The following is a 20911-nucleotide window of genomic DNA, read 5'->3' as shown; positions in this document are numbered from 1 at the left end:
GGTTTTTTTACGACTAATTGCCGGATAAGCATAGCGCATCAGGCAAATTGCCGACCCGAATTGAGGCTTGATCGAGGGTCGGGTATGGGGCATTACAGATGGATGGGATGCTGGTGCTTTATGAGGTGATGGTGGTGGGAGAAGGATTACTCAGCGCGGTGCGCTTCGCCCTTCGGGTCGTTGCCTGCGGCAACGCTTTCTCGCTAACGCTCGAATCGAACCTTAGTCGAAGCTTCTCATCCTTCCCGTCTGGGCAGAATATGAGGCATAACAGATGGATTTGATATAGGTGCTTTATGAGGTGATGGTGGTGGGGGAAGGATTCGAACCTTCGAAGTCGATGACGGCAGATTTACAGTCTGCTCCCTTTGGCCGCTCGGGAACCCCACCAGGGGTATACTAATTTTATGAATCAATCGGAATGAATGGTGGTGGGGGAAGGATTCGAACCTTCGAAGTCGATGACGGCAGATTTACAGTCTGCTCCCTTTGGCCGCTCGGGAACCCCACCACGGGGTAATGCTAGTTACTGGCCTGCTTCCGTTGGAAGCGGGGCGCATCATATCAAATGATGCGCCCCTGTAAAGTATTCCGTTGATAAAAAAGAACTGGTTGCCTGATTTTTACGCGTAAAGATGTAAAGGTAACCAATTCAATTATCAATCGATTACAGAATAATCGTTCGGTTACCGTAAACAAAGACGCGTTGAGCCAGAACCTGATACAGCGCGCGGCTTAATACATTTTTCTCAACGTCGCGGCCCGCACGCATCATGTCTTCCGCGGTGTAGGTGTGATCCACATGAATTACGTCCTGCATAATGATTGGGCCTTCATCGAGGTTATCATTCACGTAGTGGGCTGTCGCACCGATGATCTTCACACCGCGCTCATAAGCCTGATGGTAAGGGCGAGCGCCAATAAACGCTGGCAGGAATGAATGGTGAATATTGATAATCTTATTCGGGAAGCGTGAAACAAATGTTGGCGTCAGAACGCGCATGTATTTTGCCAGCACGACATAGTCAGGTTGGTGCGCGTCGATAGCGTCGGCCATTTTCAGGTCATGTTCGTCACGCGTTAAACCTTCGTGGCTGACCAGCTCAAATGGGATATCAAACCGTTCAACCAAAGGTCGCAGCGTCTCGTGGTTGCCGATCACAGCGGCGATTTCAACATCCAGCCCGCCATAATTGGCCTTCATTAACAGGTCACCCAGACAATGTGCCTCCTTGGTGACCAAAATGACGATACGGCGGCGTCCTGCTGGTGTTAATTCACGAATGGAGCCATCTGGAAGGGCACTATCCAGATCGGCAAGCAGCGTGACGTCGTTAAAAATACCCTCCAGTTCGGTACGCATAAAAAAGCGCCCGGTCCGGTGGTCCACGAACTCATTGTTCTGCACGATGTTCAGTTCATGCTTGTAACAGATATTCGTAATGCGCGCGATCAGACCTTTTTGGTCCGGACAAATAGTACGCAGCACTTTTCGTTGTAATGAATGCATTTGCAGCGGTGATCCTGTTGAGAATGTTTGCAAAATTGATGCTGTCGGGCGTTGATTAGCCGCAGCACTTTTTAAATTTTTTACCGGAGCCACAAGGGCAGGTATCGTTTCGTCCAATTTGAGGGCGTGTACCGTCTATATAGTACCACTGACCGTTTTCTTTTAAAAAACGAGAGCGCTCGATAATTGCACCTGTTTTACCTTGTTCAGAAAATCGCGCAACAAAGCTGACATAGCCGATATTTTCTGTGTCTGCCGTTTGTTGTTCAAAAACGGTCAGCCCGAGCCATTCGGTGTGGCTAAATCCTGCGATAATGTCGTCGCGAAACTCGGCTGCATGACAGTCCGGATGCCAGGTCTTGATAAGGTAATCTGCGTCTTTCATCACAAAAGCACAGTAACGAGAACGCATGAGATGTGACGGCGTAGGTGCTACTTGCGCGCCGGACACATAACGGTAGCAACATAGGCTATACTCGACAGCGCTACCACAGGGACAAAGCTGAGACACAAAGTACTCCCTGGAATAAAAAAACGGCGTAAAAACGCCAGGGTAGCACTATGTTAACTGAGCGGTAGCGATGTTGCTACGTCTGCAAGCCAGGGGAAGTTTGTACGTACAATGAGAAAAATAAAAATTGGGCTGGCGCTAGGTTCCGGCGCGGCGCGAGGTTGGTCGCATATTGGCGTTATTAAAGCCCTAAAGCATATGGGCATTGATGTTGATATTGTGGCAGGGTGCTCCATTGGTTCGCTGGTTGGTGCAGCCTACGCATGCAATAAGTTACCTGCTCTCGAACAATGGGTTTGTTCTTTCAGCTATTGGGATGTCTTACGTCTGATGGATCTCTCGTGGCGCAGGGGCGGTTTACTGCGTGGTGAACGGGTATTCAATCAGTACCGTAATGTCATGCCGGTAGAAGCAATTGAGCAATGCACTCGCCGTTTCGCAACTGTGGCTACTAATCTGAGTACGGGTCGGGAGCTCTGGTTCACGGAAGGTGATTTGCACCTGGCTGTTCGGGCCTCCTGCAGTATTCCTGGTCTGATGTCCCCTGTAGCGCATAATGGTTACTGGCTGGTCGATGGCGCGGTGGTGAATCCCGTTCCTGTATCCTTAACTCGCGCGCTGGGCGCTGACATCGTTATTGCCGTTGATCTGCAACACGATGCGCATCTTATGCAGCAAGATTTACTCTCCTTCAACGTCAGCAGTGATGCCGAAACGGGTGATGATGTCGACGCGCTTTCATGGCGTGCCCGACTGAAAGAGCGCTTGAGCAACATAACGGCCAGGCGTGCGGTAACCGCGCCGACGGCGATGGAGATCATGACGACTTCTATTCAGGTTCTGGAAAACCGTCTGAAACGTAACCGCATGGCCGGTGACCCGCCAGATATCCTGATCCAGCCGTTTTGTCCGCAAATATCCACGCTGGATTTTCACCGCGCCAGCGCAGCAATTGCTGCTGGACAACTGGCGGTCGAGAAGAAAATGGATGAGCTTCTACCCCTGGTGAAAACCAACATCTAACGCATTTTTTATCAACACTTAAGCAAATTCTGACAGGCGTGAGTAGCAATAGCATGCCACTATTTACTAAAGCCAGTCAGGGGGGAGAATATGACGCAGCCATTGGTCGGAAAACAGATTCTTATCGTTGAGGATGAGCCGGTATTTCGCTCACTCATGGACTCATGGTTTTCCTCTTTGGGAGCGACAACGGCGGTAGCTGGCGATGGACTTGAAGCACTTGAATTACTCGGGCACTTTAACCCCGACCTGATTATCTGCGACCTGGCTATGCCACGTATGAACGGCCTTAAGCTAGTAGAGTATCTGCGTAATCGTGGCGATCAGACCCCAATCCTGGTGATATCAGCGACGGAAAACATGTCTGATATAGCCAAAGCACTGCGATTGGGTGTGGATGATGTGCTGCTAAAGCCGGTAAAGGACCTGAACCGCCTGCGCGAAACCGTCTTTGCGTGTCTGTATCCGAATATGTTTAATTCACGCGTGGAAGAAGAAGAGCGGCTGTTTCGCGACTGGGATGCGATGGTTGGTGATCCCGCCGCTGCAGCGAAGCTGTTGCAAGAATTACAGCCTCCTGTGTCGCAAGTTATTTCACGATGTCGGATCAACTATCGTCAATTGGTGGCTGCCGATCAGCCGGGGCTGGTACTGGATATTGCACCGCTATCGGACCATGACCTTGCGTTTTATTGTCTGGATGTGACGCGGGCAGGGGATAATGGTGTTCTGGCAGCATTGTTACTGCGGGCGCTATTTAACGGTTTGCTGCAGGAACAGCTCGCGCATCAAAATCAACGTTTGCCGGAGCTCGGTGCGTTATTGAAACAGGTTAACCATTTATTGCGCCAGGCTAATTTGCCCGGACAATTCCCTCTGCTGGTGGGTTATTACCACAGCGGATTAAAAAACCTGATTCTGGTATCAGCAGGGCTGAATGCGACATTAAATACAGGTTCCCACAATGTACAAATCAGCAATGGTGTTCCGTTGGGAACCTTAGGGAATGCGTATCTTAATCAACTGAGCCAACGTTGCGAATCCTGGCAATGCCAAATTTGGGGGGCCGGTGGTCGGCTGCGCCTGATGTTGTCTGCAGAATGAACAACCGAGTGGAGTGAGAATGAAATTGACTCACTCCACTCATGCTGTGAGTGCTACTATCAGCGCCAGATTTATTCGTATTTATCTTAATTATACCGACGCGCGTCCTTTTCAGACCAGAAGCTTGTCGCGGTACTGATATACTTGGATGCGATACAGATTGATGAACACGTTCAATACATGAACAGTCCAGGAGAGTTTTAAATGGCTGCCCTTAATTCAAAAGTCAAAAAGGCCGTTATCCCGGTTGCGGGATTAGGAACCAGGATGTTACCGGCTACGAAAGCAATCCCGAAAGAGATGCTACCGTTGGTTGATAAGCCATTAATTCAGTACGTCGTAAACGAATGTATTGCTGCGGGCATCACTGAAATTGTACTTGTAACTCACTCGTCTAAAAATTCGATTGAAAACCACTTCGATACCAGCTTTGAACTTGAAGCTATGCTGGAAAAACGTGTAAAACGCCAGCTTCTGGAAGAAGTGCAATCTATTTGTCCGCCACATGTCACTATTATGCAGGTGCGTCAGGGACTGGCCAAAGGTCTGGGCCACGCGGTATTGTGCGCGCACCCGGTGGTTGGCGATGAGCCCGTTGCGGTTATCTTGCCGGACGTCATTCTTGACGAATACGAATCTGATTTATCACGCGACAACCTTGCCGAAATGATTCATCGTTTCGATGAAACAGGCAGCAGCCAGATTATGGTTGAGCCGGTAGAAGATGTTACCGCTTATGGTGTTGTTGATTGTAAAGGCGTTGAATTAGCGCCGGGCGAAAGCGTACCGATGGTTGGCGTTGTTGAAAAGCCGAAAGCGAATGTGGCGCCATCTAATCTGGCCGTCGTGGGGCGTTACGTCCTTAGCGCGGATATCTGGCCCCTGCTGGCAAAAACGCCTCCGGGAGCCGGTGACGAAATTCAGCTGACTGATGCTATCGATATGCTGATTGAAAAAGAAACGGTTGAAGCTTATCACATGAAGGGCAAAAGCCATGACTGTGGTAATAAGCTGGGCTATATGCAGGCGTTCGTTGAATATGGTATTCGCCATAATACTCTCGGCGCTGAATTTAAAGCCTGGCTGGAAGATGAGATGGGTATTAAGAAGTAACCTGCTGGTATTATCAGGTCTGAACGGTGCTGTTAATCCAGCACCGTTTTTTTATACCTGAACTGGGTAGGGACTGTGCGAAGTACAGGTAAAAAAAATCCCGCCACTGGCGGGATTTTAAGCAAACTATTTCTGAATTATTCTTTGATTAAGAAATCGTCCAGTTGTTTACCTTGTTCTTCCATCGCTTTTTTGATCACTGCCGGTGTACGACCCTGACCAGTCCAGGTTTTAGTTTCACCGTTTTCGTCAACATAGCTATATTTCGCCGGACGTGCAGCGCGTTTAGCTTTGGTGCCAGATTTAACAGCAGCCATGCTATTCAGCAGTTCGTTCGGGTCAATGCCATCAGCGATCAGCATTTCACGATATTGTTGCAGTTTACGAGTACGTTCTTCAACTTCAGCAGCTGCAGCGCTTTCTTCTTCACGGCGCTCGCTAACAACAACTTCTAATTTTTCCAGCATTTCTTCAAGCGTTTCCAGAGTACATTCTCTTGCCTGCGCACGAAGAGTACGGATGTTGTTCAGAATTTTAAGTGCTTCGCTCATTGTAGTAATCTCAAACTTATATTGGGGGTGGTTTGTTGAGCTAATAATAGAGCGATAAATTCAGTTGTGCAATAGCCAGGAATGTAAGGAATTCAAAATTGCGCTTTATTTAGTATCAGAATTAATTCATCTGTCTTAAATTCACCGCGACGTTGGGCATAAAAAAGGCTTATTGGTGAGGGGGCTTCTCAGCGGCTGAGAGTAAAAATTCAAGATTCAGGTCACATTTTATGGTGTTCAAATAGTATCTCTTTGCAGTGATTTCAACCTTTTGTATTAGTTTTGCTTACATGAATTCGCTAATACATGGCGACAGTGGGTAGATTCAATAACAATAAGGGAAGGGTTTCTTTATTGCCGTAAGAAGATAAGAGGTATGGATAAATTTCATGAGCACTATTTGTGAAAGAGTGTGTATATACCCATCGAGTTTCAGGCTACCTGGGCCATGGCTGGAGTGTACTCACGCTCCCGTGTCACTTAAAGGATCGGTTATTTAGGCGACACTGAGCGAGTCTGAACGCCTATTTATACGCCTATGCAGGCAACGCTACACCGACACGTTCGTGAAATATGGTACAATCCTGCCCATATTTATTTCCCCGGGTGAGGGCCTACGGTCAATGGCACAGCTATATTTTTACTATTCTGCAATGAATGCCGGTAAGTCGACTGCATTGCTGCAATCTTCGTACAATTATCAGGAACGTGGGATGCGTGCCGTGGTATATACAGCGGAAATTGATGACCGCTTTGGTGCTGGAAAAGTAAGTTCGCGTATAGGTCTGTCGTCACCTGCAAAATTGTTTAACCAAAATTCATCATTGTTCGAAGAGATTCGGGCTGAGAATGAGCAGCAAAGAATTCACTGTGTACTGGTTGATGAGTCGCAGTTTCTGACTCGACAGCAGGTTTATGAATTATCTGAAGTTGTCGATCAACTGGATATTCCCGTGTTGTGCTACGGCTTGCGTACCGATTTTCGTGGTGAGTTATTTGGCGGCAGCGAATACCTGTTGGCATGGTCAGATAAACTGGTTGAATTAAAAACCATTTGTTTCTGTGGGCGTAAGGCCAGCATGGTGTTGCGTCTTGATCAGGCAGGACGACCTTATAACGAGGGCGAACAGGTGGTGATTGGCGGGAACGAACGCTATGTATCGGTATGCCGTAAACATTATAAGCAAGCACAGTCTGAGGGCTCTCTGACGGCGATACAAGAACGACACAACCACGATTAACTCTACGCGCTTCTGGGCGCTTATTAGCACAGGGTAGGCTGTGACATTCGCTAATGTTCGCTACCCTGTCAGACACTCTCCTGACGCTATTCTCGCATCCTCCTAAGCATCCTTTTACAGGTCCATCCTTTAAACGTCGCTGAATTGGTCATGTTTCGATTCTGATAACGTAAGATGCAAAAAAACGGCCCCAATTTGGGACCGTTTATGGTGAAACTAAAACTTATCTGGATGAATTAAGCGGATTTCTTCGCTTTCTTCTCAGCTTTCGGCGCTGCTACGGCTTCAGTCTTAACGGCGGTTTGATCTTCGCTGTATTCACGACCGTAGTAGGTATCCATCAGGATCTGTTTCAGTTCAGAAATCAGCGGGTAACGCGGGTTAGCACCAGTACACTGGTCATCAAACGCATCTTCAGACAGTTTGTCCACGTGTGCCAGGAAGTCAGCTTCCTGAACGCCAGCTTCACGGATAGACTTAGGAATACCCAGTTCAGCTTTGATTTCGTCCAGCCAGCCCAGCAGTTTCTGGATTTTTGCAGCAGTACGGTCGCCCGGTGCGCTCAGACCCAGATGGTCTGCGATTTCAGCGTAGCGACGACGAGCCTGCGGACGGTCGTACTGGCTGAATGCAGTCTGTTTAGTCGGGTTGTCGTTCGCGTTATAACGAATAACGTTGCTGATCAGCAGGGCGTTCGCCAGACCGTGAGGAATGTGGAACTGAGAACCCAGCTTGTGCGCCATTGAGTGACATACACCCAGGAAGGCGTTAGCAAACGCAATACCGGCGATGGTTGCTGCACTGTGTACACGCTCACGCGCTACCGGGTTCTTAGAACCTTCGTGGTAGGACGCTGGCAGGTTTTCTTTCAGCAGTTTCAGCGCTTGCAGAGCCTGACCGTCGGAGAACTCAGAAGCCAGCACGGATACGTAAGCTTCCAGGGCGTGAGTGACGGCATCCAGACCACCGAACGCACACAGGGACTTAGGCATATCCATCACCAAGTTGGCGTCAACAATCGCCATATCCGGAGTCAGCGCATAGTCTGCCAGCGGGTATTTCTGACCAGTTGCATCGTCAGTAACAACCGCAAACGGAGTAACTTCAGAACCAGTACCGGAAGTGGTGGTGACGGCAACCATCTTCGCTTTTACGCCCATTTTCGGGAACTTGTAGATACGTTTACGGATGTCCATAAAGCGCAGTGCCAGTTCTTCGAAGTGGGTTTCTGGGTGTTCGTACATAACCCACATGATTTTCGCGGCGTCCATCGGGGAACCGCCACCCAGCGCGATGATCACGTCTGGTTTAAAGGAGTTAGCCAGCTCAGCACCTTTGCGTACAACGGTCAGAGTTGGGTCAGCTTCAACTTCAAAGAACACTTCGGTTTCAACGCCAGCAGCTTTCAGCACGGAGGTGATCTGGTCAGCATAGCCATTGTTAAACAGGAAGCGGTCGGTCACGATCAGCGCACGTTTGTGACCATCGGTAATCACTTCATCCAGTGCGATTGGCAGAGAGCCACGACGGAAGTAGATAGATTTCGGAAGTTTGTGCCACAACATGTTTTCAGCTCGCTTAGCAACGGTTTTCTTGTTGATCAGGTGCTTAGGACCAACGTTTTCAGAGATGGAGTTACCACCCCAGGAACCACAACCCAGAGTCAGGGAAGGCGCGAGTTTAAAGTTGTACAGGTCACCGATACCACCCTGAGAAGCTGGGGTGTTAATCAGGATACGTGCGGTTTTCATCATCTGACCGAAGTAAGCAACACGTTCTGGCTGGTTGTCCTGGTCGGTGTACAGGCAAGAGGTATGACCGATACCGCCCATCGCAACCAGTTTTTCAGCTTTAATAACGGCGTCTTCGAAGTCTTTCGCACGGTACATTGCCAGCGTCGGAGACAATTTTTCGTGAGCGAACGGTTCGCTTTCGTCAACAACTGTCACTTCACCGATCAGAATCTTAGTGGTTTCTGGTACGGAGAAGCCTGCCAGTTCAGCAATTTTGTATGCCGGCTGACCAACGATAGCCGCGTTCAGCGCGCCATTTTTCAGGATAACGTCCTGAACGGCTTTCAGCTCTTTGCCTTGCAGCATGTAGCCGCCGTGAGTCGCGAAACGCTCACGTACTGCGTCGTATACAGAGTCAACGACAACAACGGACTGTTCAGAAGCACAAATTACGCCGTTATCGAAGGTTTTAGACATCAGAACAGATGCAACAGCACGCTTGATATCAGCGGTTTCATCGATAACCACAGGGGTGTTACCTGCGCCTACACCGATTGCCGGTTTACCGGAGCTGTATGCTGCTTTAACCATGCCTGGACCACCGGTCGCAAGGATCAGGTTGATGTCCGGGTGGTGCATCAGCGCGTTTGACAGTTCTACGGAAGGTTGATCGATCCAGCCGATCAGATCTTTCGGTGCGCCAGCAGCAATTGCTGCCTGCAGAACGATATCAGCCGCTTTGTTAGTGGCATCTTTAGCACGCGGATGCGGAGAGAAGATGATGGCGTTACGCGTCTTCAGGCTGATCAGTGATTTGAAGATTGCAGTAGAAGTCGGGTTAGTGGTTGGAACGATACCGCAGATGATACCAATCGGTTCAGCGATGGTAATGGTACCGAAAGTGTGGTCTTCAGCCAGCACACCACAGGTTTTTTCGTCTTTATATGCGTTATAAATGTATTCGGAAGCAAAGTGGTTTTTAATCACTTTATCTTCGACGATGCCCATGCCAGATTCGGCAACGGCCATTTTCGCGAGAGGGATTCGAGCGTCTGCAGCAGCCAGAGCGGCGGCACGGAAGATTTTGTCAACCTGTTCTTGAGTGAAACTGGCATATTCACGCTGGGCTTTTTTTACGCGCTCTACAAGTGCGTTAAGTTCAGCGACATTAGTAACAGCCATAATGCTCTCCTGATAATGTTAAACTTTTTTAGTAAATCATCTGCTCGATACGAGAGTATAGACAGATCGACGAAAATTTGTGTAACGTTTTGAAAATCAAACGGTTAATTAACGTCCACTTTACCTTGATTTACTAAAAGAGCTTATACGCTAGCGCCACTTAATTCTAACGCGCTACCTCCAGGTGGCGTAAGCAAGATTACTCACTTCTGAGTAGTAATTGCGTGATCTGGATCAAAATTTCGCAAAGCTGACACCTTTCAGCAGGCCCTTTTAGCGTTTATCGGTAAGTGTTAATGAATTGGTGGGGTGAATGCTATTAACATTAGCATATTTAATACATATTAATAACACTAAGTATTGGAAGTGTATTTACGTAGATATACACAGATAGAAGGTGAAGTATGCTGACAAAAGGCGTATCTTCAGCGCGGATTTTATCAATTTTTATGACTCATTTTATCCGGCTAACGCTTCGGAGCTAACCGTGATCCAAACGCTATTTGATTTTCCTGTCTATTTTAAATTTTTCATTGGGTTATTCGCATTGGTTAACCCGGTCGGGATCATCCCAGTCTTTATCAGTATGACCAGCTATCAAACGGCTGCTGCGCGAAATAAAACCAACCTTACGGCAAACCTGTCGGTTGCCATCATCCTGTGGACTTCGCTGTTCCTTGGTGACGGTATTCTGCAGCTCTTCGGTATCTCGATAGATTCGTTCAGGATTGCCGGCGGCATTCTGGTGGTGACTATCGCAATGTCGATGATTAGCGGAAAACTGGGCGAAGATAAGCAAAACAAACAGGAAAAATCAGAAACAGCAATCCGCGAAAGTATCGGCGTAGTGCCGCTGGCATTGCCGCTAATGGCGGGGCCAGGGGCGATAAGCTCAACTATCGTTTGGGGTACGCGCTATCACAGTGCGATTAACCTGTTTGGTTTTTTTGTGGCGATTGCGTTGTTTGCCCTGTGCTGTTGGGGACTGTTTCGCATGGCACCGTGGCTGGTACGGCTGCTAGGCCAAACCGGTATCAACGTCATTACGCGTATTATGGGGTTGTTGTTAATGGCCTTAGGGATCGAATTCATTGTGACTGGAATCAAGTCCATTTTCCCCGGTTTGCTTGCCTGATATTCCTCTTCGGCATCAACGGAGCCTCTTTCGGCTCCGTTTCCTTTCGTTATTAGTAAAACTTCTCACTAAAGTTGAAAATCAGCATAGAAATATAAAAAGATCTGATGGTTATTCATTAATTTATTCATTGATTTTATGGATATAACACTCAATGGTCCACCAGAGGGATCCCGATGTCACTGTTATTTTATTAACATCATACTCTGGGGCTTGCTGAAGGATTATCGAAATGTTATTAGTTATTTCAGCGTTTTTTTTAGATGAATGTGCTAATTAATAACCAATTGTTAAATTTATGTGCATTTTGGCGTGGTGTTGACACAGGACTGGGGGGTTAACACTGCGTGTGATGCAATATATTGATTTTTATCGTTTTATTGTCACAACCTTTCATTCGTAAGACTTTTTTAGTGAGATTTATTTCCAATAAAAGAGAATTGGTTAACAAATTTGTAAAATGTATTGGCGGTTAAGAAACGCATTTGATACTTTCCGGCCAGGTATTATGCAGAAGAATTCACGTTGATGAGAATCATTTTCAATTAGTTTCTCTCAACAGGGTAATAACGTGTTTCCGGCAGGGGAGGCACGTAGATAATCGACGCAAGGCGGTCATACGAATCGCCAGAAATAAATAAAGTCGGTGATAGCAAGCAGTAAAACAAGAAACTACCTGACGGCAGAAAATCTCCGGTGCCGTACAGGGATCCTGACAGGATTAACAGTCTGGTTAAAAAACCAGCCATAATAATGAGGGAGTACAAACACAATGACTAACATCACTAAAAAAAGTTTAGTAGCTGCGGGGATCCTAACTGCGCTAATCGCTGGGAATGTTGCTACGGCGGCAGTTGTGCCAGCAGGTGTGCAGCTTGCTGAAAAGCAGACTCTGGTGCGTAATAACGGTTCGGAAGTTCAGTCACTCGATCCACATAAAATCGAAGGTGTACCTGAATCCAATATCAACCGTGACCTGTTTGAAGGTTTATTAATCAGCGATGTCGATGGCAAACCATCGCCTGGCGTGGCTGAAAAGTGGGAAAATAAAGACTTTAAGGTGTGGACATTCCATCTGCGTAAAGACGCTAAATGGTCTGACGGCACGCCTGTTACCGCGCAAGATTTCGTGTATAGCTGGCAACGCCTGGCTAATCCAAATACCGCGTCACCGTACGCCAGTTATTTACAGTACGGTCACATTGTCAATATTGACGATATTATCGCCGGCAAAAAGCCGATCACCGATCTCGGTGTCAAAGCTCTCGACGATCATACATTTGAAGTCACCCTGAGCGAGCCGGTTCCTTATTTCTACAAATTGCTTGTGCACTCATCCGTTTCTCCGGTTCCTAAAGCAGCGGTTGAAAAATACGGTGAGAAATGGACCCAGCCCGCTAACATCGTTACCAACGGCGCCTATAAGCTGAAAGACTGGGTGGTCAACGAGCGCATTGTACTTGAGCGTAACACCAACTACTGGGACAACGCCAAAACGGTTATTAACCAGGTTACCTACCTGCCAATTTCTTCTGAAGTGACTGACGTTAACCGCTATCGCAGCGGCGAAATCGACATGACCTATAACAACATGCCGATCGAGTTATTCCAGAAACTGAAAAAAGAGATCCCGAACGAAGTTCACGTTGACCCGTATCTGTGCACCTATTATTACGAAATCAACAACCAGAAAGCACCGTTCAACGATGTTCGTGTTCGTACCGCCCTGAAACTGGCGTTGGATCGTGACATTATCGTCAACAAAGTTAAAAACCAGGGGGACCTGCCGGCGTATAGCTTTACCCCTCCTTACACCGATGGCGCGAAACTGGTTGAACCAGAGTGGTTCAAATGGTCTCAGGAAAAACGCAATGAAGAAGCGAAAAAACTGCTGGCTGAAGCCGGGTATACCGCTGAAAAACCGTTGACCTTTGACCTGCTGTATAACACCTCAGATCTGCATAAAAAGCTGGCCATCGCTGCGGCATCTATCTGGAAGAAAAATCTGGGCGCCAACGTGAAGCTGGAAAACCAGGAATGGAAAACATTCCTCGATACGCGCCATCAGGGTAACTATGATGTTTCGCGTGCAGGCTGGTGTGCGGATTACAACGAACCAACATCCTTCCTGAATATGGTGCTGTCTGACAGCTCCAACAACACCGTCCACTATAAGAGCCCGGCGTTTGATAAGCTGATTGCGGATACGCTGAAAGTGACTGATGAAGCGCAGCGCAGCGAACTGTATTCGAAAGCGGAACAGCAGCTGGATAAAGATTCTGCGATTGTACCGGTTTATTACTATGTTAACGCCCGCCTGGTAAAACCATGGGTTGGCGGATACTCCGGTAAAGACCCGATGGATAATATCCACGTTAAAGACTTGTATATTATCAAGCATTAATGGCAAGACGTGGGGCAATCATTTTGCCCCACAGTGTCTTTTTTCTTCGAACTATTAACACCGCTTTACCTGAACGTCGGGGTAGAAGAGGTGTAAAGGCACACGCCAGAAGGTACGGGCAATGTTAAAATTTATATTACGTCGCTGTCTGGAAGCGATTCCGACGCTGTTTATACTTATTACGATTTCATTCTTTATGATGCGCCTTGCGCCGGGAAGTCCATTCACCGGGGAACGCGCGTTACCGCCAGAGGTACTGGCTAATATCGAAGCGAAATATCATCTTAACGATCCTATCTCGACGCAGTACTTCAGCTACCTCAAGCAGCTGGCGCATGGCGATTTTGGGCCATCTTTTAAATATAAAGACTATACGGTAAACGACCTTGTGGCATCGAGCTTTCCGGTTTCTGCGAAGCTGGGAGCTGCGGCCTTTATTCTGGCGGTCCTCGTTGGCGTTAGCGCTGGGGTGATAGCCGCGCTGAAACAGAATACGCGCTGGGACTACACTGTGATGGGGGTGGCAATGACCGGGGTGGTTATCCCCAGTTTCGTAGTCGCTCCCTTATTGGTCATGATATTTGCCATAACCTTGAAATGGCTGCCCGGAGGCGGCTGGAATGGCGGGGCGTTGAAATTTATGATCCTGCCGATGGTGGCCTTGTCGCTGGCTTATATCGCCAGTATTGCCCGTATTACCCGCGGTTCGATGATTGAAGTGCTGCACTCTAACTTTATTCGTACCGCGCGCGCTAAAGGGTTGCCGATGCGGCGGATCATTTTCCGCCATGCGTTAAAACCTGCGCTGTTGCCCGTGCTGTCCTATATGGGACCAGCATTTGTCGGCATTATCACCGGTTCGATGGTGATTGAAACCATCTATGGTTTGCCGGGCATTGGCCAACTGTTCGTCAATGGCGCGTTAAACCGCGACTATTCGCTGGTCCTGAGCCTCACCATACTGGTAGGGACGCTGACCATCGTGTTTAACGCGATTGTTGACGTGCTGTATGCCGTTATCGACCCGAAAATTCGTTACTGATACTGGAGCTCGCTATGATGTTAAGTAAGAAAAACAGCGAAGCGCTGGAGAATTTCAGTGAAAAGCTGGAGGTCGAGGGCCGCAGTCTGTGGCAGGACGCGCGTCGACGCTTTATGCATAACCGCGCAGCGGTAGCAAGCCTGGTCGTGCTGGTGATTATTGCGCTGTTTGTGACGCTGGCGCCGATGCTGTCGCAGTTTACCTACTTCGATACCGACTGGGGTATGATGTCCAGCGCGCCGGATACGGAATCTGGACACTATTTCGGCACCGACTCGTCAGGTCGAGACCTGCTGGTTCGTGTGGCGATTGGCGGTCGCATCTCGTTGATGGTCGGCATTGCCGCGGCGTTGGTCGCGGTAGTTGTCGGCACGCTATACGGTTCTCTGTCGGGCTACCTCGGCGGTAAAATCGACTCCGTGATGATGCGTCTGCTGGAAATCCTCAACTCCTTCCCGTTCATGTTCTTCGTGATTCTGCTGGTCACTTTCTTTGGGCAAAATATCCTGCTGATTTTTGTCGCTATTGGGATGGTATCCTGGCTGGATATGGCGCGTATCGTGCGTGGACAAACGCTGAGTCTCAAGCGCAAAGAGTTTATTGAAGCAGCGCAAGTGGGTGGGGTATCTACCGTGCGCATCGTTATCCGTCATATTGTGCCGAACGTGCTGGGCGTGGTGGTGGTGTACGCTTCGTTGTTGGTGCCCAGCATGATCCTGTTTGAATCCTTCCTGAGCTTTTTGGGATTAGGGACGCAGGAGCCGTTAAGTAGCTGGGGGGCGTTGCTGAGTGATGGTGCTAACTCGATGGAAGTCTCACCATGGCTGCTGCTGTTCCCGGCAGGCTTCCTGGTGGTTACTTTGTTCTGTTTTAACTTTATTGGCGATGGCCTGCGTGATGCCCTCGACCCGAAAGACCGTTAAGGAGTGCAGCCATGAGCGTAATTGAAACCTCAACCGCGCCGCTCGCGCAACAACAGGCTAACGCACTGCTGAACGTTAAAGATCTGCGCGTGACGTTTGCCACCCCCGACGGCGATGTGACTGCGGTAAACGATTTAAACTTTTCTCTGCGAGCTGGAGAAACGCTGGGTATTGTTGGGGAATCCGGTTCAGGGAAATCGCAAACGGCTTTTGCCCTGATGGGCCTGCTGGCGGCAAATGGCCGTATCGGAGGTTCCGCAACCTTCAACGGACGTGAAATTCTGAATTTACCGGAACGAGAGTTGAACAAACTGCGCGCCGAGCAAATCTCGATGATTTTCCAGGACCCGATGACCTCTCTCAATCCGTACATGCGAGTCGGCGAGCAGTTGATGGAAGTTCTCATGCTGCATAAAGGCATGAGCAAAGCGGAAGCCTTTGAAGAATCTGTAAGAATGCTGGATGCGGTGAAAATGCCGGAAGCGCGTAAGCGTATGAAAATGTATCCGCATGAATTCTCCGGCGGGATGCGTCAGCGTGTAATGATCGCCATGGCACTGTTGTGCAGGCCTAAATTACTGATAGCCGATGAGCCGACTACTGCGCTCGATGTTACGGTACAGGCGCAAATCATGACCCTGCTGAATGAACTGAAAAGCGAATTCAACACTGCGATTATCATGATCACCCACGATCTGGGAGTAGTTGCCGGTATTTGCGATAAAGTTTTGGTGATGTACGCCGGACGTACCATGGAATATGGCAGTGCGCGGGATGTCTTTTATAAGCCCGTTCATCCGTATTCGATTGGTTTGCTGAATGCCGTACCTCGTCTGGATGCCGAAGGGGAAGAGATGCTGACTATCCCGGGCAACCCGCCGAACCTGTTGCGTCTACCAAAAGGCTGTCCATTCCAGCCGCGTTGCCCGCATGCGATGGAAATCTGTAGCAGTGCTCCGCCACTGGAAGAGTTTAGTCCGGGCCGCCTGCGCGCCTGCTTTAAACCGGTGGAGGAACTGGTATGAATGCGGTCACCGAACAACGAAAAGTGCTCCTTGAAATTGCCGATCTTAAAGTCCATTTCGACATTAAAGACGGCAAGCAGTGGTTCTGGCAGCCGTCTAAAACCCTGAAAGCGGTTGATGGCGTGACTCTGCGACTGTATGAAGGTGAAACCCTGGGCGTGGTCGGCGAATCAGGCTGTGGAAAATCGACTTTTGCCCGTGCGATTATTGGCCTGGTGAAAGCCACCGATGGAAAAGTCGCCTGGCTGGGTAAAGATTTGCTGGGCATGAAACCCGATGAGTGGCGGGAAGTGCGTAGCGATATTCAGATGATTTTCCAGGATCCGCTGGCATCATTGAATCCGCGCATGACCATCGGTGAAATCATTGCCGAACCGCTGCGGACTTATCATCCGAACCTGTCTGGTCAGGAAGTCCGCGACCGTGTGAAGGCGATGATGATGAAGGTGGGGTTGCTGCCAAATCTGATTAACCGCTACCCGCATGAGTTTTCCGGCGGTCAGTGTCAGCGTATTGGTATTGCCCGGGCGCTGATCCTCGAGCCGAAGCTGATTATTTGCGATGAACCGGTTTCGGCGCTGGACGTATCCATTCAGGCCCAGGTGGTGAACCTGTTACAACAGCTCCAGCGTGAAATGGGATTATCGTTAATCTTCATTGCTCACGACCTGGCGGTGGTGAAACATATCTCCGATCGCGTGCTGGTCATGTATCTCGGACACGCGGTGGAATTAGGGACTTATGATGAGGTGTACCATAATCCGCTGCACCCTTATACCAAAGCGTTGATGTCTGCAGTGCCGATTCCCGACCCGGATCAGGAAAGGAACAAGGTTATCCAGTTGCTCGAAGGCGAATTGCCGTCGCCGATTAACCCTCCTTCCGGCTGCGTGTTCCGTACGCGCTGCCCGATTGCCGGACCGGAATGCGCAAAAACCCGCCCGGTTCTCGAAGGAAGTTTCCGTCACGCAGTTTCCTGCCTGAAAGTAGACCCGCTATAATCCTGAGGGCTGACAAAGGTCAGCCCTTCTTTTTGGTGAGGTATATGTGTCAGGTTTAGTCTCTTCTGTCCGCCGCGCGCTCTATCGCAAATTATTCGATTTAAACACCCGTTCAGGGCGTCGCTTTGAAGGTATGTGTGCGCTGTTCGCCTTGCTCAGCGTTATTGTTATCTTCATTGAGTCCGGCGTCGGGACGCAATACCATTTAACCTTCGAGGAATGGCGCATTTTTGTCTGGCTGGAGATCTTTATTACTCTGGTCTTTACCCTCGAATATTTTCTTCGCTTATGCAGCTGGGCCAATCCCGCTAAATATGTGTTTAGCTTCTGGGGGATTATCGATCTGGCCACCATTCTACCGCTGTACGTGATGTGGCTATGGCCTGAAATTAGTCTGAGCTATGTCTTCGCCTGGCGAGCGATGCGTGTCCTGCGCGTCTTGCGTATTCTCAAGCTGCTGCGTTTTATGCCTTCTCTGCGAGTGTTCTGGAATGCGTTAAAAAGCGCCCGTCATCAACTGATGTTGTTCTATTCCTTTATTGCCATTCTGATGGTTGTTTTCGGCGCGATGATGTATCTGATAGAAGGGCCCAAATATGGCTTTACTACGCTGAATGCGTCTGTGTATTGGGCTATTGTTACGGTCACCACCGTCGGCTACGGTGACATTACACCGCACACGCCGTTGGGACGCATGGTGGCGTCAGTGCTTATCCTGATTGGATACTCTGTGATTGCGATACCGACCGGATTGATAACCACACACATGAGCAGTGCGTTCCAACAGCGCGGATATCAGCGTAGATGCCCACAGTGTCAGCAGGCGCAGCATGAACATAGTGCGCAGTTTTGTAACCGCTGCGGAAGTAAACTGCCGGGATAAAAATGAAAAAAGCTGCGAGAGCAGCTTTTTTGTTTGTTACTCGCGCCAAAGAATATGGCAGAGTTTGTGATCTTTTTCGCGACATAATAAAACGCGCGCAAAAATATCGTTAATCTCGCCGTCTTCTGTATCTGCCAGACCAATCACCACTTCGGCAAAGAAGTCAGGGTTCAGGTCAAAATCAACATGCTCCTGCCAGTCTTCTGCCGGGTCGAATAACTCGGCACCACCGCGCTCTTCAAACTGTAAATTGAACAGAATGATGTCGGCTGGATCCAGGTTGTCCGCAGCCAGTTCAAGAAAAATATCGTAAGCCTGCTCAAGCGTTTCGTCTTCAGTCAGGCGATTGTTCAAATCCATATCCATAATGACTACCTGTTTACTGTCTGATGGGCACGTTTTACAGCAACGGACTAAAGAAGTAAAACAGTCGCTCAGCGATCCGCTGCCAGAGTGGTCGTTTTACCCACAAACGGGCATCAAGCAGACGAGAACGCGAAATATAATCATCCTGTACTGCCGCGAGATCACCACCGAATCCGGCATCATCAATTACCAGCGTGATTTCAAAATTGAGCCACAGACTGCGCATATCCAGGTTAACGGTACCGACCAGACTCAGCTCGCCATCGACCAGTACGCTCTTGGTGTGCAGTAAGCCACCTTCGAACTGATAGATTTTAACGCCAGCCGCCAGCAGCTCAGTGAAAAAGGCCCGGCTTGCCCAGCCAACCAGCAGGGAATCATTCTTGCGTGGAAGAATAATACTGACGTCGACCCCGCGCTGCGCCGCTGTACAGATCGCGTGCAGCAGATCGTCGCTGGGAACGAAGTAGGGCGTGGTCATAATTAAATATTCACGCGCCGAATAAGCCGCGGTTAACAGCGCCTGATGAATCAAATCTTCAGGGAAACCAGGTCCCGAAGCGATTGTGTGAATGGTGTGGCCGCTGGCCTGCTCAAACGGCATGATATTGACGTCTGGCGGCGGGGGCAGAATGCGCTTGCCGGTCTCAATTTCCCAGTCGCAGGAATAGACGATGCCCATAGCGGTGGCTACCGGGCCTTCCATTCTCGCCATCAAATCCACCCATTGCCCGACGCCTGCATCTTGTTTGAAGAAACGCGGATCGACCATGTTCATGCTGCCGGTATAAGCAATATAGTTATCGATCATGATCATTTTGCGGTGCTGACGCAGGTCCATACGGCGTAAAAATACACGCATCAGGTTTACTTTCAGCGCTTCAACAACCTCGATACCCGCGTTACGCATCATCGCGGCCCATGGGCTGCGAAAGAACGCCACGCTACCCGCGGAGTCCAGCATCAGGCGGCAGTGAATTCCACGCCTTGCGGCAGCCATTAATGACTCGGCGACCTGATCGGCCATACCGCCTGGTTGCCAGATGTAGAACACCATCTCGATGTTGTGACGCGCCAGTTGAATATCACGGATCAATGCCTGCATCACGTCCTCTGAACTGGTGAGCAACTGCAATTGATTCCCTTTAACGCCAGCGATTCCCTGACGACGCTCGCACAGCTTAAATAAGGATGACGCGACGCTGCTGTTTTCCTGCGCAAAAATATGCTTACAGGCTTTAAGATCGTTCAGCCACTTGGCCGTTGACGGCCACATTGCCCGGGCGCGTTCGGCGCGACGTTTACCCAGGTGGAGCTCACCGAAGGACAGATAAGCAATGATCCCTACCAATGGCAGAATATAGATGATCAAAAGCCAGGCCATTGCGGAGGGCACTGCGCGTCGTTTCATTAGAATGCGTAATGTTACGCCAGCAATGAGTACCCAGTAACCCAGAATGACCAGCCAACTCACCACGGTGTAGAAGGTTGTCATAAATTTAAAAATCCTTTTGAAAGCGTATTGTTAAGAGTTTACGCATCAGGATTAATCTGGCAAATAAAAACACGGGAAAACCACTGGTCTGCATTCGGTGTGGCGTTATAATGGCCGCTCAGTGACTGAAAGAGTAGTAAACATGAAGCGTAGTAGAACGGAAGTGGGACGCTGGCGGATGCTGCGTCAGGCTAGCCGCCGTAAAGCACGTTGGCTTGAAGGACAATCGCGCCGTAATATGCGTATCCATACCATCAGAAAGTGTATTCTCAACCATCAACGTAACTCGTTGCTGTTTGCGATCCACAACATCTGATCTCAAAAGGGCACCGCTGTCGGTGCCCAATGTCTGCTTTTCGTTTTGTTTTTAAAATACTTTTTTGTACGGTTTTACTGAAACCTGCGCGTAAACACCTGCCGCCACGTAGGGATCGGCTTCCGCCCACGCCTGCGCGGCTTCTAAAGATTCAAATTCTGCGATCACCGTTGAGCCGGTAAAGCCTGCGGCGCCCGGGTCGTTACTGTCAACCGCTGGCATGGGACCCGCCGTGAGCAAACGGCCTTCGTCATGAAGGAGTTGCAGACGAGCCAGATGAGCAGGGCGTACGGAAAGACGTTTTTCGAGAGAGTCTGCGATATCTTGAGCGTAAATAACGTACAGCACGGGTA

19 protein-coding genes, 2 tRNA genes and 1 other RNA gene are annotated in these 20911 nt (G+C 49.3%); 12 read left to right on the top strand and 10 right to left on the bottom strand.

What is annotated here, in order from left to right:
- Nucleotides 1-129 precede the first annotated feature (129 nt).
- The 5 genes from OGV75_RS17600 to OGV75_RS17580 form a co-directional block, all read right to left on the bottom strand.
- Nucleotides 130-261, bottom strand: a non-coding RNA gene (locus OGV75_RS17600) — RtT sRNA.
- Nucleotides 262-305: 44 nt separating this feature from the next.
- Nucleotides 306-390 (bottom strand) — tRNA-Tyr (locus OGV75_RS17595).
- A 36-nt stretch (nucleotides 391-426) separates the two neighbouring features.
- Nucleotides 427-511 (bottom strand) — tRNA-Tyr (locus OGV75_RS17590).
- Between the two features lie 156 nt (nucleotides 512-667).
- Entirely contained in the window at nucleotides 668-1510 is an 843-nt protein-coding gene (gene purU / locus OGV75_RS17585) for a formyltetrahydrofolate deformylase (protein ID WP_016153278.1), read from the bottom strand.
- Between the two features lie 55 nt (nucleotides 1511-1565).
- Nucleotides 1566-2021: a YchJ family protein gene (locus tag OGV75_RS17580; protein ID WP_029139563.1), complete on the bottom strand. Its 456-nt coding sequence runs from the start codon at nucleotides 2019-2021 to the stop codon at nucleotides 1566-1568.
- Between the two features lie 111 nt (nucleotides 2022-2132).
- On the opposite strand from OGV75_RS17580, the gene rssA reads away from it, so the two are divergent.
- From rssA to galU, 3 genes are all read left to right on the top strand, one after another.
- Complete coding sequence (rssA, locus tag OGV75_RS17575; RefSeq protein ID WP_016156731.1) at nucleotides 2133-3044, top strand: patatin-like phospholipase RssA; 912 nt, start codon at nucleotides 2133-2135, stop codon at nucleotides 3042-3044.
- 90 nt (nucleotides 3045-3134) lie between these two features.
- A complete protein-coding gene (rssB, locus tag OGV75_RS17570; protein ID WP_016153275.1) occupies nucleotides 3135-4148 on the top strand; it encodes a two-component system response regulator RssB in 1014 nt (337 codons plus the stop codon).
- Nucleotides 4149-4352: 204 nt separating this feature from the next.
- Nucleotides 4353-5261 carry a UTP--glucose-1-phosphate uridylyltransferase GalU gene (gene galU / locus OGV75_RS17565; RefSeq protein WP_016153274.1) on the top strand — a complete coding sequence of 303 codons (909 nt, stop codon included), beginning with the start codon at nucleotides 4353-4355 and terminating at the stop codon, nucleotides 5259-5261.
- A gap of 137 nt (nucleotides 5262-5398) precedes the next feature.
- Here the strand turns inward: galU and hns are convergent, their stop codons facing one another.
- The gene (hns, locus tag OGV75_RS17560; RefSeq protein ID WP_003020723.1) at nucleotides 5399-5812 is read right to left on the bottom strand and encodes a histone-like nucleoid-structuring protein H-NS; all 414 of its coding nucleotides are present in this window, start codon (nucleotides 5810-5812) and stop codon (nucleotides 5399-5401) included.
- Between the two features lie 623 nt (nucleotides 5813-6435).
- Here hns and tdk point away from each other — a divergent pair.
- Complete coding sequence (tdk, locus tag OGV75_RS17555) at nucleotides 6436-7053, top strand: thymidine kinase (RefSeq protein WP_019076935.1); 618 nt, start codon at nucleotides 6436-6438, stop codon at nucleotides 7051-7053.
- A 236-nt stretch (nucleotides 7054-7289) separates the two neighbouring features.
- On the opposite strand, the gene adhE is transcribed toward tdk, so the two are convergent.
- Complete coding sequence (gene adhE, locus OGV75_RS17550) at nucleotides 7290-9968, bottom strand: bifunctional acetaldehyde-CoA/alcohol dehydrogenase (RefSeq protein ID WP_016153272.1); 2679 nt, start codon at nucleotides 9966-9968, stop codon at nucleotides 7290-7292.
- A 487-nt stretch (nucleotides 9969-10455) separates the two neighbouring features.
- Here adhE and ychE point away from each other — a divergent pair, with 487 nt between their 5' ends.
- From ychE to OGV75_RS17515, 7 genes are all read left to right on the top strand, one after another.
- Nucleotides 10456-11103: an NAAT family transporter YchE gene (gene ychE / locus OGV75_RS17545; protein ID WP_003020714.1), complete on the top strand. Its 648-nt coding sequence runs from the start codon at nucleotides 10456-10458 to the stop codon at nucleotides 11101-11103.
- 772 nt (nucleotides 11104-11875) lie between these two features.
- Nucleotides 11876-13507 carry an oligopeptide ABC transporter substrate-binding protein OppA gene (gene oppA, locus OGV75_RS17540; protein ID WP_016153271.1) on the top strand — a complete coding sequence of 544 codons (1632 nt, stop codon included), beginning with the start codon at nucleotides 11876-11878 and terminating at the stop codon, nucleotides 13505-13507.
- A 121-nt stretch (nucleotides 13508-13628) separates the two neighbouring features.
- Nucleotides 13629-14549: an oligopeptide ABC transporter permease OppB gene (oppB, locus tag OGV75_RS17535; protein WP_003020708.1), complete on the top strand. Its 921-nt coding sequence runs from the start codon at nucleotides 13629-13631 to the stop codon at nucleotides 14547-14549.
- 14 nt (nucleotides 14550-14563) lie between these two features.
- The gene (gene oppC, locus OGV75_RS17530; protein WP_003020701.1) at nucleotides 14564-15472 is read left to right on the top strand and encodes an oligopeptide ABC transporter permease OppC; all 909 of its coding nucleotides are present in this window, start codon (nucleotides 14564-14566) and stop codon (nucleotides 15470-15472) included.
- Nucleotides 15473-15483: 11 nt separating this feature from the next.
- The gene (gene oppD / locus OGV75_RS17525) at nucleotides 15484-16497 is read left to right on the top strand and encodes a murein tripeptide/oligopeptide ABC transporter ATP-binding protein OppD (protein WP_003833364.1); all 1014 of its coding nucleotides are present in this window, start codon (nucleotides 15484-15486) and stop codon (nucleotides 16495-16497) included.
- On the top strand, nucleotides 16494-17498 hold the full coding sequence (oppF, locus tag OGV75_RS17520; RefSeq protein WP_016156729.1) for a murein tripeptide/oligopeptide ABC transporter ATP-binding protein OppF: 1005 nt from the start codon (nucleotides 16494-16496) through the stop codon (nucleotides 17496-17498). The genes oppD and oppF overlap by 4 nt, the downstream gene beginning before the upstream one ends.
- A 46-nt stretch (nucleotides 17499-17544) precedes the next feature.
- On the top strand, nucleotides 17545-18381 hold the full coding sequence (locus OGV75_RS17515; protein ID WP_049269434.1) for an ion transporter: 837 nt from the start codon (nucleotides 17545-17547) through the stop codon (nucleotides 18379-18381).
- A gap of 36 nt (nucleotides 18382-18417) precedes the next feature.
- Here the strand turns inward: OGV75_RS17515 and OGV75_RS17510 are convergent, their stop codons facing one another.
- Both OGV75_RS17510 and cls read right to left on the bottom strand, forming a co-directional pair.
- Nucleotides 18418-18747, bottom strand: a complete 330-nt coding sequence (locus OGV75_RS17510; protein WP_003020691.1) for an HI1450 family dsDNA-mimic protein — start codon at nucleotides 18745-18747, stop codon at nucleotides 18418-18420.
- 34 nt (nucleotides 18748-18781) lie between these two features.
- A complete protein-coding gene (gene cls / locus OGV75_RS17505) occupies nucleotides 18782-20242 on the bottom strand; it encodes a cardiolipin synthase (RefSeq protein ID WP_016156727.1) in 1461 nt (486 codons plus the stop codon).
- Nucleotides 20243-20384: 142 nt separating this feature from the next.
- Between cls and OGV75_RS17500 the strand changes: the two genes are divergently transcribed.
- Nucleotides 20385-20558, top strand: a complete 174-nt coding sequence (locus OGV75_RS17500; RefSeq protein ID WP_016153268.1) for a YciY family protein — start codon at nucleotides 20385-20387, stop codon at nucleotides 20556-20558.
- Between the two features lie 51 nt (nucleotides 20559-20609).
- On the opposite strand, the gene OGV75_RS17495 is transcribed toward OGV75_RS17500, so the two are convergent.
- Nucleotides 20610-20906: a YciI family protein gene (locus OGV75_RS17495; RefSeq protein WP_003020675.1), complete on the bottom strand. Its 297-nt coding sequence runs from the start codon at nucleotides 20904-20906 to the stop codon at nucleotides 20610-20612.
- Nucleotides 20907-20911 lie beyond the last annotated feature (5 nt).

The sequence above is a fragment of the Citrobacter sp. Cb028 genome, assembly GCF_030336705.1.
GTDB classification, from domain to species: domain Bacteria; phylum Pseudomonadota; class Gammaproteobacteria; order Enterobacterales; family Enterobacteriaceae; genus Citrobacter; species Citrobacter braakii.
The sequence above is the reverse complement of the archived record's forward strand: the minus strand, read 5'-3'. Positions and strand labels throughout refer to the sequence as shown.

Bases quoted from the DNA above. Each gene is read 5' to 3' on its own strand.
- oppD (WP_003833364.1), top strand. From the start codon at position 15,484: ATGAGCGTAATTGAAACCTCAACCGCGCCGCTCGCGCAACAACAGGCT.
- oppB (WP_003020708.1), top strand. From the start codon at position 13,629: ATGTTAAAATTTATATTACGTCGCTGTCTGGAAGCGATTCCGACGCTG.
- rssB (WP_016153275.1), top strand. From the start codon at position 3,135: ATGACGCAGCCATTGGTCGGAAAACAGATTCTTATCGTTGAGGATGAG.
- adhE (WP_016153272.1), bottom strand. From the start codon at position 9,968: ATGGCTGTTACTAATGTCGCTGAACTTAACGCACTTGTAGAGCGCGTA.
- oppC (WP_003020701.1), top strand. From the start codon at position 14,564: ATGATGTTAAGTAAGAAAAACAGCGAAGCGCTGGAGAATTTCAGTGAA.
- oppA (WP_016153271.1), top strand. From the start codon at position 11,876: ATGACTAACATCACTAAAAAAAGTTTAGTAGCTGCGGGGATCCTAACT.
- purU (WP_016153278.1), bottom strand. From the start codon at position 1,510: ATGCATTCATTACAACGAAAAGTGCTGCGTACTATTTGTCCGGACCAA.
- cls (WP_016156727.1), bottom strand. From the start codon at position 20,242: ATGACAACCTTCTACACCGTGGTGAGTTGGCTGGTCATTCTGGGTTAC.
- hns (WP_003020723.1), bottom strand. From the start codon at position 5,812: ATGAGCGAAGCACTTAAAATTCTGAACAACATCCGTACTCTTCGTGCG.
- OGV75_RS17500 (WP_016153268.1), top strand. From the start codon at position 20,385: ATGAAGCGTAGTAGAACGGAAGTGGGACGCTGGCGGATGCTGCGTCAG.
- rssA (WP_016156731.1), top strand. From the start codon at position 2,133: ATGAGAAAAATAAAAATTGGGCTGGCGCTAGGTTCCGGCGCGGCGCGA.
- oppF (WP_016156729.1), top strand. From the start codon at position 16,494: ATGAATGCGGTCACCGAACAACGAAAAGTGCTCCTTGAAATTGCCGAT.
- OGV75_RS17510 (WP_003020691.1), bottom strand. From the start codon at position 18,747: ATGGATATGGATTTGAACAATCGCCTGACTGAAGACGAAACGCTTGAG.
- tdk (WP_019076935.1), top strand. From the start codon at position 6,436: ATGGCACAGCTATATTTTTACTATTCTGCAATGAATGCCGGTAAGTCG.
- galU (WP_016153274.1), top strand. From the start codon at position 4,353: ATGGCTGCCCTTAATTCAAAAGTCAAAAAGGCCGTTATCCCGGTTGCG.